12 protein-coding genes are annotated in these 12,901 nt (G+C 66.5%); 9 read left to right on the top strand and 3 right to left on the bottom strand.

What is annotated here, in order from left to right; all coding sequences use genetic code 11:
- The first annotated feature begins 62 nt into the window (after positions 1–62).
- Positions 63–806, top strand: coding sequence for an SDR family NAD(P)-dependent oxidoreductase (locus tag ACQR1B_RS33540; RefSeq protein ID WP_434835306.1), 744 nt, complete (start codon positions 63–65; stop codon positions 804–806).
- Between the two features lie 121 nt (positions 807–927).
- Here the strand turns inward: ACQR1B_RS33540 and ACQR1B_RS33535 are convergent, their stop codons facing one another.
- Positions 928–1,986, bottom strand: a complete 1,059-nt coding sequence (locus ACQR1B_RS33535; protein WP_434835307.1) for an isocitrate/isopropylmalate dehydrogenase family protein — start codon at positions 1,984–1,986, stop codon at positions 928–930.
- A 193-nt stretch (positions 1,987–2,179) separates the two neighbouring features.
- Here ACQR1B_RS33535 and ACQR1B_RS33530 point away from each other — a divergent pair, with 193 nt between their 5' ends.
- The 8 genes from ACQR1B_RS33530 to soxA all read left to right on the top strand — a co-directional run bounded on the left by ACQR1B_RS33530 (position 2,180) and on the right by soxA (position 9,701).
- Entirely contained in the window at positions 2,180–3,580 is a 1,401-nt protein-coding gene (locus ACQR1B_RS33530) for an MFS transporter (RefSeq protein WP_434835308.1), read from the top strand.
- A 132-nt stretch (positions 3,581–3,712) separates the two neighbouring features.
- Positions 3,713–4,162: a (2Fe-2S)-binding protein gene (locus ACQR1B_RS33525; protein ID WP_434835309.1), complete on the top strand. Its 450-nt coding sequence runs from the start codon at positions 3,713–3,715 to the stop codon at positions 4,160–4,162.
- A gap of 10 nt (positions 4,163–4,172) precedes the next feature.
- Positions 4,173–6,356, top strand: coding sequence for a molybdopterin cofactor-binding domain-containing protein (locus tag ACQR1B_RS33520; RefSeq protein WP_434835310.1), 2,184 nt, complete (start codon positions 4,173–4,175; stop codon positions 6,354–6,356).
- 55 nt (positions 6,357–6,411) lie between these two features.
- Complete coding sequence (locus ACQR1B_RS33515; RefSeq protein ID WP_434835311.1) at positions 6,412–7,689, top strand: FCSD flavin-binding domain-containing protein; 1,278 nt, start codon at positions 6,412–6,414, stop codon at positions 7,687–7,689.
- Between the two features lie 13 nt (positions 7,690–7,702).
- Positions 7,703–8,119: a sulfur oxidation c-type cytochrome SoxX gene (gene soxX, locus ACQR1B_RS33510; protein WP_434835312.1), complete on the top strand. Its 417-nt coding sequence runs from the start codon at positions 7,703–7,705 to the stop codon at positions 8,117–8,119.
- 6 nt (positions 8,120–8,125) lie between these two features.
- Complete coding sequence (locus ACQR1B_RS33505) at positions 8,126–8,608, top strand: SoxY-related AACIE arm protein (RefSeq protein ID WP_434835313.1); 483 nt, start codon at positions 8,126–8,128, stop codon at positions 8,606–8,608.
- Positions 8,608–8,928 (top strand): thiosulfate oxidation carrier complex protein SoxZ, encoded by a 321-nt coding sequence (gene soxZ / locus ACQR1B_RS33500; RefSeq protein WP_434835314.1) that lies wholly within the window; start codon positions 8,608–8,610, stop codon positions 8,926–8,928. The genes ACQR1B_RS33505 and soxZ overlap by 1 nt, the downstream gene beginning before the upstream one ends.
- Positions 8,925–9,701, top strand: coding sequence for a sulfur oxidation c-type cytochrome SoxA (gene soxA / locus ACQR1B_RS33495; protein ID WP_434835315.1), 777 nt, complete (start codon positions 8,925–8,927; stop codon positions 9,699–9,701). Before soxZ ends, soxA begins: the two co-directional genes overlap by 4 nt.
- 172 nt (positions 9,702–9,873) lie before the next feature.
- On the opposite strand, the gene ACQR1B_RS33490 is transcribed toward soxA, so the two are convergent.
- Positions 9,874–11,517: a regulator gene (locus ACQR1B_RS33490; RefSeq protein WP_434835316.1), complete on the bottom strand. Its 1,644-nt coding sequence runs from the start codon at positions 11,515–11,517 to the stop codon at positions 9,874–9,876.
- A gap of 122 nt (positions 11,518–11,639) precedes the next feature.
- Positions 11,640–12,338 (bottom strand): cysteine hydrolase family protein, encoded by a 699-nt coding sequence (locus ACQR1B_RS33485; protein ID WP_434835317.1) that lies wholly within the window; start codon positions 12,336–12,338, stop codon positions 11,640–11,642.
- Positions 12,339–12,901: the final 563 nt, after the last annotated feature.

Below are 12,901 nucleotides of genomic sequence, written 5' to 3'. Positions count from 1 at the left end.
ACCGAGTGGCAACTTTCAATTCGCCGCAGCCTCCTGTCCTCATCACCGCAAGGAATTCTGATATGTCAAAGAAGCTCCAAGGCAAGACTGCGCTCGTCACGGGCGCCTCCCGCGGCATCGGTGCCGCCATCGCCAAACGGCTCGCTGCCGAAGGCGCCAGGGTCGCGATCACCTATGCGAGGGGCGCGGATGCCGCGGCTTCGGTCGTCAAGACGATCGAGAGCGCGGGCGGCAAGGCCATCGCGATTCAGGCGGACGCCACCGACGCAAGCGCCGTTCAGGCGGCGGTGGACAGGATCGTGAGCACGTTCGGAAAGCTCGACGTGTTGGTGAACAATGCCGGCACGGCGATCCCGAAGAAGTTCGAGGAGACGACGCTGGAAGAGTTCGACCAAGTGATCAACCTCAACATCCGCAGCGTCTTCGTCACGACGCAGACTGCGTTGAAGCAGATGAACGATGGTGGCCGGATCATCTCCATCGGCTCCTGCGTCGGCGAACGCATGATGACGCCGGGACTGGTACCGTACTCGGCGACCAAGAGCGCGATCCGGATGTTCACGCAGGGCTTGTCGCGAGAAGTCGGAGATCGCGGCATCACCGTGAACAACGTGCAGCCGGGGCCGATCGATACCGATCTGAACCCAGCCTCCGGAGATTGGGCTACTCCGCAGAAGGCCGTCACGGCTCTCAATCGCTACGGCAAGGTAGAGGAAGTGGCCGCGCTGGTCGCATTCGTCGCCAGCGACGAGTCGTCCTACATGACCGGGGCGAACTTGACCGTCGACGGCGGGACCAATGCCTGACTGATCGGCACGCGTAAGGCCCCAGTGGGGTAGCGCGGGGCGCGCGCTGACGGCCGCCCGTCAGGTGGTTGTCTCCATGACAAGACCTTGGCAACGGCGCCTCTGGCGCCTTCCTCGACGCTCATGCCTGCAGCCGCGCGGCGATTGCCGCCGCGGCCTCGGCGGTGCCGAGCGGGCCGCCGATGTCCCGCGTGGACTCGCCCTTCCCGATGGCGTCCGCAACGGCGGTCTCGATGGCGGCAGCCGCCGCGACGAAGCGCGGCTGCTGCGTGCGCGTGCCGTGCCAGTCCAAGAGCAGCGCCGCCGACAGGATCAGCGACACCGGATTGGCGATGCCGCGTCCGGCGATGTCAGGCGCCGAGCCGTGCGCAGCCTGCGCCATCGCATGGTCAGCGCCCATGTTGAGCGCGCCGCCGAGCCCGAGGCTGCCCGACAGCTCCGCGGTGAGATCGGAAAGGATGTCGCCGAACATGTTGGTGGCGACCATCACGTCGAAACGGCCGGGCTCGCGCACCACATGCGCCATGGCGGCATCGACCAGCACCTCGTCGACCGCGAGCTCCGGATAGCGCGCTGCGGTGGCCGTGCAGACGTCGAGAAACATGCCGTCGCCCATCCTCAGCACATTGGCCTTGTGCACGATGGTCAGGTGCCTGCGCCGCTTCATCGCGAGCCGGCATGCGACCTCGGCGATACGCTCGCAGCATTGCCGCGTGATCCGCCGCATCGAGATCACGACATCGGGGGTCACGCGCAGCTCGGCATTGCCCTCCTCCATGTTGCGGTCGGCATAGAAGCCCTCGGTGTTCTCGCGCACGACGACGAGATCGAATTCGCCGACCCGGCTGGTCCGTCCCGGATAAACGCGGGCCGGGCGGATGTTGGCGAACAGATCCAGGCTCTTGCGGAAATACCGCGACGGATTGATCTCGCCGCGCGCCTCGTCCTTGAAGTCGAAGGTCGCGGTCGGCCCGAGGATCAGGCCGTCGGCGGCCTTGACGCGATCGAGCAGATCGGGCCGCACGGTGGTGCCGAACTGCTGAAGGCTCGCGTGACCAACGGCATGCTCGTCGAGCACCAGGCCGAGCTGGAACTGCTCGGAGGCGGCGCGCAACACCTGCGATGTCGCGGTCGTGATCTCCGGTCCGATGCCGTCCCCCGGCAGAACGACGATATGCATGGCGGCTCCCTCATCTCGCGGCGCGACGGTGCCAGTTTCAGCATGACGGCCCCGGCGCTGTCACCCCGGTTGTTGCGCCTTGCCGCCCGCCCGCGCATACGGCCATGCGCGCGCGACGGCTGGGGCCCTCGCCCGCTGCCGTGTACATGCTGATCGGACGCGCCCGCGAACCGAAGGCCCCCGAAAGGTCCCCATGTCCAACCGCCACCACGCGACCAAGCATGCCGGCGCCGGCTTTGCCGATGGACTGCCCCCGGGCCAGCGGCCCTGGGCGATCGCGGCGATCTTCACGGCGCTGTCGATGGCCTCGCTCGACGTCGCCATCGCCAACATCGCGCTGCCGTCGATCTCGGCCGATCTCCACGTCTCCCCCGCCGAAGTGGTCTGGGTCGTCAACATCTATCAGATCGCCCTCGTCGCGACCCTGCTGCCGCTGGGCGCGCTCGGCGAAATCGTCGGCCACCAGCGCATCTATCTCGGCGGCCTCTTGCTGTTCACCTTGGCCTCGGTCGGCTGCGCGCTGGCATGGTCGCTGCCAACCCTGGTGATCGCGCGTGCGCTGCAAGGCCTCGGCGCCAGCGGCATCATGAGCGTCAACACCGCGCTGGTGCGCTACGTCTATCCCGGCAGGATGCTCGGCCGCGGCCTCGGCCACAACGCGCTGGTGGTCGGCATCTCCTTCACCCTGGGCCCGACCATTGCGTCCGCCATTCTCTCGCTCGGCTCCTGGCCGTGGCTGTTCGCGATCAACCTGCCGTTCGGCCTGATCGCGATCGCGATCGGCCTGAAGATGCTGCCATCAACGCCGCGCGCCGACCACGGCTTCGACTTCCTCGGTGCCGGGCTCGCCGCGCTGTGTCTCGGCCTGTTCATCACCGGCATCGGCAGCGCCGCGCATGGCGCGACGCCGGTGATGGTCGCGGCGGAACTCGTCGGCGCGCTCGTGCTCGGCATCATCCTGGCCCGCCGCCAGGCCGATCATCCGGCGCCGATGCTGCCGATCGATTTGTTCCGCCGCGGCGTGTTCGCGCTGTCGGCCGCGACCGCGGTATGCTCGTTCTCGGTGCAGGGCCTCGGCTTCGTCTCGCTGCCGTTCTACTTCGAGGACATTCTGCAGCGCTCACAGGTCGAGACCGGCTTCTTCATGACGCCCTGGCCGCTCGCGGTCACCATCATGGCGCCGATCGCCGGCCGGCTGTCGGACCGCTTTCCCGCCGGCCTGCTCGGCGGCATTGGCCTCGTGATGCTCGGAACCGGCATGGCGCTGCTCGCCATGCTGCCGGAGAACCCGAGCGTTCCCAACATCGTCTGGCGCATGCTGATCTGCGGCATCGGGTTCGGCTTCTTCCAGGCGCCGAATATGAAGGCCATCATGTCAAGCGCCCCGCCGCATCGCAGCGGCGGCGCCAGCGGCATCGTCGCCACCGCGCGGCTGACCGGCCAGACCACGGGCGCGGCACTGGCGGCGCTGTGCTTCAGCCTCGCCGGCCGCGAGGGCGCGACCGTGGCGCTGGCGCTGGGTGCCGGCTTCGCCGCGCTCGGCAGCATCATGAGCTTCCTGCGGCTGGCGGTTGCAACTCCGCGCGGCCAGTGAGCCCGACTACAAACAACCCCAGCCTTCACAAATCTTCCGCGCCGCAAACGCATAATCTTGATTTGAAGGATGCAATCGTTCGCGCCACAGTGCGTTCGGTTCAACTGGCGAGTTGAACGAAAGGGATGTGCGATGGCAAACCTGACGATTAACGGCAAATCCTATAATCTCGACGTCGAAGCCGATACGCCGCTACTGTGGGCGATCCGCGAAAACGCCGGATTGACCGGCACCAAATATGGCTGCGGCATCGCACAATGCGGCGCCTGCACCGTGCATCTCGACGGAACCGCGGTTCGCTCCTGCGGCATCACCGTGTCCGAGGCCGCGGGCAAGCAGATCACCACCATTGAAGGTCTCGCGAGCGACGGCGGCCTGCACAAGGTGCAGCAGGCGTGGCTCGAGAACGACGTTCCGCAATGCGGCTACTGCCAGAGCGGCATGATCATGGCCGTCGCGGCGCTGCTCAAGGACAATCCGAAACCGAGCGACCAGGACATCAACGACGCCATCACCAACATCTGCCGCTGTGGAACCTTCGCGCAGGTGCGCGAGGCGATCCACGCCGCCGCCAACGCCTGAGGAGGACGGTATGAACCAGCACGTCACGCCGTGCCTCAACCGTCGCGCCTTCGTGATCGGCACCGCCGCGCTCGGCGGCGGCCTCGCGCTCGGCCTCGATCTCCCCTTCGGCGGCCCGCAGGTGGTGCGCGCCGCGGACGGCTCACCGGAGGTCAACGCCTGGGTCGTGATCCGCCCGGATGACACCGTGGTGATCCGCATCGCCCGCTCGGAGATGGGCCAGGGCTCGCTCACCGGTCTCGCCCAGCTCGTCGCCGAGGAGCTCGCCTGCGACTGGAGCAAGGTCACGACCGAATATCCGACACCCGGCCAGAACGTCGCCCGCAAGCGGGTGTGGGGCGATTTCTCCACCGGCGGCAGTCGCGGCATCCGCTCGTCGCAGGACTACGTCCGCAAAGGCGGCGCCGCTGCGCGCATGATGCTGATCCAGGCCGCCGCCGATCAGTGGAAGGTGCCGGTGGCTGAATGCACCGCCGCCAACAGCATCATCACCCACAAGGCCTCGGACCGCACGACGACCTACGGCAAGGTGGCGGAAGCCGCCGCCAAACTGACGCCGCCGGCCGACGTCAAGCTGAAGGACCCGAAGGACTGGACCCTGATCGGCAAGGGCGTGAAGCGGCTCGACACCGCCGACAAGGTCAACGGCGCGATGATCTACGGCGCCGACGTCACACTGCCGAACATGCTCAACGCCGCTATCAAGGACTGCCCGGTCACCGGTGGCAAGCTGAAGAGTTATGACGAAGCCAAAATCGCCGGCATGAAGGGCGTCAAGAAGGTGGTCGCCATCGACGGCACCGCGGTCGCCGTCGTCGCCGACACCTGGTGGCACGCCAAGACCGCGCTCGATGCGCTGCCGATCGTGTGGGACGAAGGCCCGAACGCCAAGGTCTCGTCGGACTCGATCGGCAAATGGCTGGCCGAAGGGCTCGAGTCAGGCCCCGCCTTCGTCGGCAACGAGAACGGCGATGCCAAGGCGGCGCTGGCGAGCGCCGTGAAGACAGTCGAGGCGGTCTACAACTATCCCTACCAGAACCACGCCACCATGGAGCCGATGAACGCGACCGCGGTTTACACCGCCGATCGCTGCGAGGTGTGGTGCGGCACGCAGAACGGCGAGGCGGCGTTCGCCGCGGTGCTGGAAGCCTCGGGCCTGCCGGCCGACAAATGCGAAGTGCACAAGCTGATCCTCGGCGGCGGTTTTGGCCGGCGCGGGCAAACTGATTACGTCCGCCAGGCGGTGAAGATCGCCAAGGAGCTGCCGGGCACGCCGGTCAAGCTGATCTGGTCGCGCGAGGAGGACATGACGCATGGCCGCTACCATCCGATCACGCAATGCAAGCTGACCGGCGGCTTCGACGCCGACAACAACCTGACCGCGCTGCACATGCGCATTTCCGGCCAGTCGATCCTGTTCAGCCTGCGGCCCGACGCGCTGGTCAACGGCAAGGACCCCGCGACCTTCCAGGGGCTCGGCGCGACCGGCGAGGCGACGATCGGCTACTCCGTGCCGAACCTGCTGATCGAGCACGCGATGCGCAACCCGCACATCAATCCGGGCTTCTGGCGCGGCGTCAACGTGAACCAGAACGCGATCTATCTCGAATGCTTCATGGATGAACTCGCGAGCGCTGCCGGCCAGGATCCGCTGGAATTCCGCCGACGGCTGATGGCCGATCATCCAAAGCATCTCGCGGTGCTCAACGCCGTGGCCGATAAGATCGGCTGGGGCTCCGCACCGCCCGAGGGCGTATATCGCGGCCTCGCTCAGCTTCACGGCTACGGCAGCTACGTCGCCGGCGCCGCCGAGATCTCGGTGATCGACGGCACCAAGATCAAGATCCACCGCATCGTCGCCTCGACCGATCCGGGCTATGTCGTCAACCCGGCGCAGGTCGAGCGGCAGATCGCCGGCTCGTTCGTCTATGGCCTGTCGGCGCTGTTCTATGGCGGCTGCACCGTCAAGGACGGCCGCATCGAGCAGACCAATTTCGACAGCTACAATTCGATGCGCATCGCCGAGATGCCCAAGGTGGAAGCGATCATGGTCCCGAGCGGCGGGTTCTGGGGCGGCGTCGGCGAACCGACCATCGGCGTCGCCGCGCCCGCGGTGCTGAATGCGTATTTCGCCGCCACCGGCAAACGCATCCGCTCGGTGCCGCTGCGCGACCAGAACATCACCTTCGCATGATCAGCGCGGCGGCGGCCGTTGGGACCAATGGCCGCCGCCGTGCTATTGCAAGACCATGACGATGTCCCGGCCGCGCACGCGCAGAGAGGTCGGCGGCCTGATCGCGGCGAGCGCAGCCCTGATCGCCGCCCCCGCCGTGCTGCGCGCACAAACGACGGCGCGCGTGATCGTGATCGGCGGCGGTTTTGGTGGCGCGAGTTGCGCCCGCGCGTTGCGCCAGGCCGATGACAGGCTCGACGTCACGCTGGTGGAGGCGAACAAGCTCTTCACGGCGTGCCCCCTCAGCAACGAGGTGATCGCCGGCCTGCGCGACATCGGCGCCCAGCAATTCGGCTACGACAGGATCGCGGCCGAAGGCGTGCGCGTGGTCCTGCAGGCAGCGACGGCCATCGACACGGCGGTGCACAAGGTCACGCTTGCCGACGGCACCACGCTCGCCTACGACCGCCTCGTGCTCGCGCCCGGCATCGACATCGATTTCACCGCGCTGCAGGGTTACGACGAGGCCGCATCGACCCTGATGCCGCATGCCTATCAGGCCGGCCCACAGACGCTGCTGTTGCGGAAGCAGATCGAGGCGATGCCAGACGGCGGCACGGTCGCGATCGCGGTCCCCGCCAATCCCTCGCGCTGCCCGCCCGCGCCTTACGAGCGCGCCAGCCTGATCGCGCATCATCTGAAGACGCACAAGCCGAAGTCGAAGGTGCTGATCCTCGACGCCAAGGACACTTTCTCGCAGCAGAAGCTGTTCGAACAGGCGTGGGCGCAGCTCTATGACGGCATGATCGAGCGCATTCCGCTGTCGCAGGGCGGCCGCGTGACCGGCGTCGACGTGGCGAGCCGCACCGTGATCACCGAGTTCGGCAACTACAATCCCGATGTCGCCAACATCATCCCGCCGCAGAAGGCCGGTCGCATCGCATCGCTCGCCGGCGCCACCGACCGCACCGGCTGGTGCCCGATCGATGCCGCGACCTTTGCTTCGAAGCTCGTCTCCGACGTTCACGTGATCGGCGACGCCTGTCTTGGCGGCGGTATTCCGAAATCGGCCGGTGCGGCGCAGGCGCAGGGCAAGGCCTGCGCGGCCGTGATCGCGCGCGATCTCACCGGCCGGCAATCCGAGCCGCCGCCGCTGACGGGCGTCTGCTACAGCATCGTCGCGCCGGACTACGCGTTCTCGCTCTCCGGTGTCTATCAGCCGAAGGGCGACCTGTTCGCCGAAATGGAGGGCGGCCGGACCAGTCCCATCGATGCACCGCGCTCGACACGCGCGACCGAAGCCGAAGCCGCCACGGCCTGGTTCAAGGCGCTGACCGATGACGCCTTCGGCTAGCCGGCTCATTGCCATGCTCATCACCGCCCTGCCCGCCATCGCCGCGGCGCAGACGCTTACGCCATATAAGGTCACCAGCGACGGCATCGCCGACTCGCTCACCGGCCAGCCCGGCGACGCCACGCGCGGCCGGGCAATGGTGCTCGCGCGCAGCTCGACCTGCATCCTCTGTCACTCCGGCCCGTTTCCGGAAGCGCGCTTCCAGGGCGACCTCGCGCCGAGCCTCGCCGGTGCCGGCAGCCGCTCCACGACCGCACAGCTCCGGCTGCGGCTGGTCGATGCCAGCCGCGTCAATGCCGAGACGATCATGCCGTCCTACTATCGCATCGAAGGCCTGACGCGCGTCGGCGCCGCCTGGCGCGACAAGCCGATCCTGTCGGCGGAGCAGATCGAAGACATCGTCGCCTATCTCGCGACGTTGCGCGAGTGAGCCCATATGGACAGCATGTTCGCACCCTCCCACCTCTCGCGCCGCCACCTGCTGCAGCTGGCGGGCACGCTCGCTGGCGCGCTGCCGCTGATTACCGTCCGGCCGGCGCAGGCCACGCCGGCAATGCTGGCCTCGGCCATCCGCAACCTCGTCGGCGAGGCCCATGTCAACGTCGGCAAGGTCCGGCTCGACATCCCGCCGCTGGTCGAGAACGGCAACACCGTGCCGATGACGGTCAGCGTCGATCACCCGATGACACCTGAGAGCTACGTCAAGAGCATCCACGTCTTCAACGAGAAGAACCCGCAACCCAACGTCGCCAACTTCCATCTGACGCCGAGTGCCGGCCGCGCCCAGGTCACGACCCGCATTCGGCTCGCCGACACCCAGAAGGTGGTCGCGATTGCAAGGCTGTCGGACGGCTCGTTCTGGTCCGTCAGCGTCGACGTCATCGTGACGCTCGCCGCCTGCACCGAGGAGATGCCGTGATGCCCGCAGCCCTGGTCAACGTGCCGCCCAAGGCCAAACGCGGCACGGTCATCGAGATCAAGACGCTGATGAGCCACGTGATGGAGCCGGGCTACCGCCACACCGCGGCCGGTGAGGTCGTGCCACGCGACATCATCACCGGCTTCACCTGCAAGTTCAACGGCACCGAAATCTTTCGCGCCGATCTCTATCCGGCCATCGCCGCCAATCCCTTCCTGTCGTTCTTCACCACCGCCAGCGAGAGCGGCAAATTCGAATTCGAGTGGATCGGCGATAACGGCTTCGTCGCCACCGCGTCGGCGGCGATCACGGTCGAATGACGCCGCGCGCCCTTCTCGTTGTGACTCTGCTCGGCGCAGCGCTGCCCGTGCTCGCCGGCGAAATCGCGCCCTCCGAGCGCCGCTCCGGCTACGACTTCATGTCGCCGGACACCAGGGCGATGCAGGACGACGACACCGCCAATCCCGCGATGCTCTCGGTGCTCGACGGCGAGACGCTATGGACGACGAAGGCAGGCGCCGCGAACAAGTCCTGCAGCGATTGTCATGGCGAGGTCGACGTCAGCATGAGAGGCACGGCCGCACGCTTCCCGGCCTTCAATGCCGCCAGCGCCGCGCCGGTCGATCTCGGCCAGCGCGTCAATCTCTGCCGCACGCAGCATCAGCAGGCCGCCGCGTTCGCGCCGGAGAGCCGCGAGCTGCTCGCGCTGACGGCGCTGATCGCAAAGCAGTCGCGCGGCCTGCCGATCACGGCCGGCGACGACCCCCGACTCCAGCCGTTCGTCGCGCGCGGCCATCAGCTGTTCTTCGAGCGCCAGGGCCAGCTCAATCTCGCCTGCACCAATTGCCACGACGACAATTGGGACAAGCATCTCGCCGGCTCATCGATCACGCAGGGACAGGCGACCGGCTATCCGATTTACCGGCTGGAATGGCAGGGCATGGGCTCGCTGCAGCGCCGCCTCCGCGGCTGTATGACCGGCGTCCGCGCGCAGGCGTTCGACTTCGACGCTGCGGACATGATCGCGCTGGAACTCTATCTGATGTCACGGGCGCACGGAATGCCGTTGGACGCGCCGGCGGTGCGGCCGTGAGTCCGGCTCCACGATGCGAGTCTTGGCGCTCGTCGATCGTGATCTCCGAGCCTCATCCTCTTGCGTCATTGCGAGCGAAGCGAAGCAATCCAGTGTCCCGTGTGGGGCCCTGGATTGCTTCGTCGCTTCGCTCCTCGCAATGACCGTGTCGAGCGTATCTCAGGTCCGTCAACTACTCCGCGGGCGCCGCGTGCATGTCGGCATGCGGCACGTAGCTCTGGGACATGCCGAGCCGCCCCAGCGCGAACAAGCCGCCGGCCACCACGACATAGGCCAGAGCCACCGCGGGCGTGATGCCGATGCCGACGGCCTCGCCGTGCATGAAGCCGAAGAAGGTCATGACGGCCCCCGCCAGAGCAAACGCCGCCGCCTTGGTGAAGTCACGCTCGATCACGAACACGCCGATCGCGCCGAGCACGAGGCCGGCGAGGATCGAGCCGCCGCCCATCACCTCCAACCCATGATACAGCACACCCTGCTGCGGGAGTGCGGCGATCGCAGCCGTCTTGACCGCGTCGACCTTGTCGGCGGCGAGACCGCCGACGCTCTGCGCCGCCGTCACGGTCGAGGCCAGCATGGTGTCGATCTGCAGCTTGGCCCAGGCCGCCAGATGCGGCGTGAAGGCGAGCACGATCGCCGGCGCATGCTTGACCGGCGTGGTCTGGAACGCCTGCGCGCCGATCAGCATGCCGATGTAGAGCAGGATCGGCGAGATCGCGACCACCGGCACCAGCGCCAGCAGCACCGAGATGATGCCGAGCCAGGACAGCACGATCACCATCAGGCCTGTCGCAGCGGAGTAGCCGATGCGCCCGCCCATCGCCTTCCAGCCGGGATGGCCGATATAGACCGCGTTGATGAAGGGGTTGCCCATCATGCAGCCGATCAGGCTGACGATGCCGTCGGCGGTCAGCACGCGTGTGGTCGGGTACTCATCTCCGGCAGCTTCCGCGCTCTCGACATTGTCCATGGCCTCGACGAGGTCGTAGATGCCGAACGGAATCGCGGTCACCAGGATGATGCCGAGATATTCGAAACCGGAGAACACCGTGCCGAAGGCCGGCAGCGGCACCGAGAATCCGAAGCTCGCGAAGGCATCACCCACGCCCTTGACGCTGAGGCCACCGAGCCCAAGGCCGAACAGGTTCGAGCCCCACGCAATGATCATGCCGACCGCGATCGCTACGAGTCCGGCCGGCAGGCCCTTCGGATATTTCACGCCGCCGAACCAGCTGACCAGGATGATCGCGAAGCACACCAGACCGATCTGCGGCGTCATGTACATCTCGAGCGCCGGCCGCATCGAGATGAAGGTGACGGACACGCCGGCCAAGGTGCCGAGCAGCGCGGCGCGCGGCGTGATCTTGCGGATATAGGGCGCGATGAAGCCGCCGATCATCAGGATGAAGCTCTGGAAGAACACCCAGACCAGGCCGGCCGACCAGCCTTTCAACGGATCGCCGGTCTTCAAGGTGATCGGCAGCATGATCACGAAGGTGACGATGAACATGTGCGGCACGCTGACGCCCGAGGGCAGCGCGCAGACGTCGGTGCGTCCGGTCTTCTGCGCCAGGCGATAGGCGAGGAAGGCGTAGTAGAACGTCGACAGGCACATCATCAGGCCGAGCGCCGGCAGGATGCGGCCGAACACCAGGCTGTCGGGCATCTTCAGCACGAAGCGCAGCAGCCCGGTGAGGACGAGCATGTTAACGAGGATGTTGGTGCCGAAACCGAAGAACGCGTTCCAGTCTCCCGGTGTCCAGAGCGCCGGTTTGAAATCTGGTTTGACCGAGCTTGCCGTCCCGCTTCCGCTCATCGCCTTGCTCCCCTGTTGAATTGACGCGATCAGGTCTCCGAACTCGTCTGTTTCAGCACTTGGCTTTCAACACTTGGCTCTCAACGCATGGCTCTCAGTGCATGGCTCTCAGTGCATGACTCTCAGTGCATGGCTTGCAGAACCGCGGCCGACTCGGCGACCCAGCCGAAGATGCCGCCCTGGGCCTTGATCATCTTCAGGCCCATCTCGTGGAATTCCGGGAAGTAGGATGCGCAGCCGTCGGAGATGACGACGCAGCGATAGCCGCGGTCATTGGCCTCGCGCACGGTGGTGTTGACGCAGACCTCGGTGGTGACGCCGCACACCAGCAGGTTTTCGATGCCGTGGTGTTCCAGCACGTCACTCAGCTCCGTGGCATAGAACGCACCCTTGCCCGGCTTGTCGATCACGACCTCGCCGTCGATCGGATAGAGCGCGGGAATGATGTCGTGCCCGGCCTCGCCGCGAATGAGAATCCGCCCCATCGGGCCGGGATCGCCGATGCGCAGAGACGGCGCGCCGCGCTCGACCTTGGCCGGCGGCGCGTCGGACAGATCCGGCTCGTGGCCTTCGCGCGTATGGATCACCAGCATGCCCGTCTTGCGCGCCGCCGCCAGCACGCTGCCGATCGGCTCGACCGCGCGGGCGAGTTGCGAGACGTCGTTGCCGAGCGTCTCGCCGAAGCCGCCGGGCTCCATGAAGTCGCGCTGCATGTCGATGATGACGAGCGCGGTCCTGGACAGATCGAGCGTGATCGGCTCCGGCTCGGCGCGCACGGTCGCGCTTGCCTTTGCAGGTGAGTTCGCCAGTGAGTTCGCCATGGCCGCCTGCCTCCCCGCGAGAATGCGTCGCAAGAGGCAAAGCAAGCGCTATGCCATTGTGTACAATTGGGCAGAGGCCGACGGCGGTCACGAAGCACGAACTAATTCAATAGGTTGATCAGGCCGCCGAAGTTGCCCGCTTGCTGAGCAGGCTCCTTCAACGGGAAACTCAGCCCATTTCATGAGCGATCATTGCATGCAACGATCACCCCGATGCAACTCTGTGCGGCAAGAAACAGACTGAGTTGGACTTCGTACGGCGCCGGAGGCACGACCACCGATCGCGCCTATTAAACGGTGTCGTCCCGGGCTTGACCTGGGACCCATAGCCACCGGCCGTAATTTGGCGCACAGACGTTGACCAGATCGCTCTGACCACTCCCGCCGCGGAGTATGGAGCCCGGGACGACGGCGGAGGATAACCGCCTCACCTTCTGATAAAAATAATTCTATTGCGTTTTTTCTGAAATCATGATCTTCTCTGCGCATCCCGCCTCACCGCAGAGGGGCGTAGCGCGCGATCGTCACGACACGCGAGGTGGGGATGCGATGGCCGCGGTCTG

The organism is Bradyrhizobium oligotrophicum, assembly GCF_051168495.1.
Lineage (GTDB): Bacteria > Pseudomonadota > Alphaproteobacteria > Rhizobiales > Xanthobacteraceae > Bradyrhizobium > Bradyrhizobium oligotrophicum_A.
The sequence above is the reverse complement of the archived record's forward strand: the minus strand, read 5'-3'. Positions and strand labels throughout refer to the sequence as shown.

Bases quoted from the DNA above. Each gene is read 5' to 3' on its own strand.
- ACQR1B_RS33540 (WP_434835306.1), top strand. From the start codon at position 63: ATGTCAAAGAAGCTCCAAGGCAAGACTGCGCTCGTCACGGGCGCCTCC.
- ACQR1B_RS33535 (WP_434835307.1), bottom strand. From the start codon at position 1,986: ATGCATATCGTCGTTCTGCCGGGGGACGGCATCGGACCGGAGATCACG.
- ACQR1B_RS33530 (WP_434835308.1), top strand. From the start codon at position 2,180: ATGTCCAACCGCCACCACGCGACCAAGCATGCCGGCGCCGGCTTTGCC.
- ACQR1B_RS33525 (WP_434835309.1), top strand. From the start codon at position 3,713: ATGGCAAACCTGACGATTAACGGCAAATCCTATAATCTCGACGTCGAA.
- ACQR1B_RS33520 (WP_434835310.1), top strand. From the start codon at position 4,173: ATGAACCAGCACGTCACGCCGTGCCTCAACCGTCGCGCCTTCGTGATC.
- ACQR1B_RS33515 (WP_434835311.1), top strand. From the start codon at position 6,412: ATGACGATGTCCCGGCCGCGCACGCGCAGAGAGGTCGGCGGCCTGATC.
- soxX (WP_434835312.1), top strand. From the start codon at position 7,703: ATGCTCATCACCGCCCTGCCCGCCATCGCCGCGGCGCAGACGCTTACG.
- ACQR1B_RS33505 (WP_434835313.1), top strand. From the start codon at position 8,126: ATGGACAGCATGTTCGCACCCTCCCACCTCTCGCGCCGCCACCTGCTG.
- soxZ (WP_434835314.1), top strand. From the start codon at position 8,608: ATGCCCGCAGCCCTGGTCAACGTGCCGCCCAAGGCCAAACGCGGCACG.
- soxA (WP_434835315.1), top strand. From the start codon at position 8,925: ATGACGCCGCGCGCCCTTCTCGTTGTGACTCTGCTCGGCGCAGCGCTG.
- ACQR1B_RS33490 (WP_434835316.1), bottom strand. From the start codon at position 11,517: ATGAGCGGAAGCGGGACGGCAAGCTCGGTCAAACCAGATTTCAAACCG.
- ACQR1B_RS33485 (WP_434835317.1), bottom strand. From the start codon at position 12,338: ATGGCGAACTCACTGGCGAACTCACCTGCAAAGGCAAGCGCGACCGTG.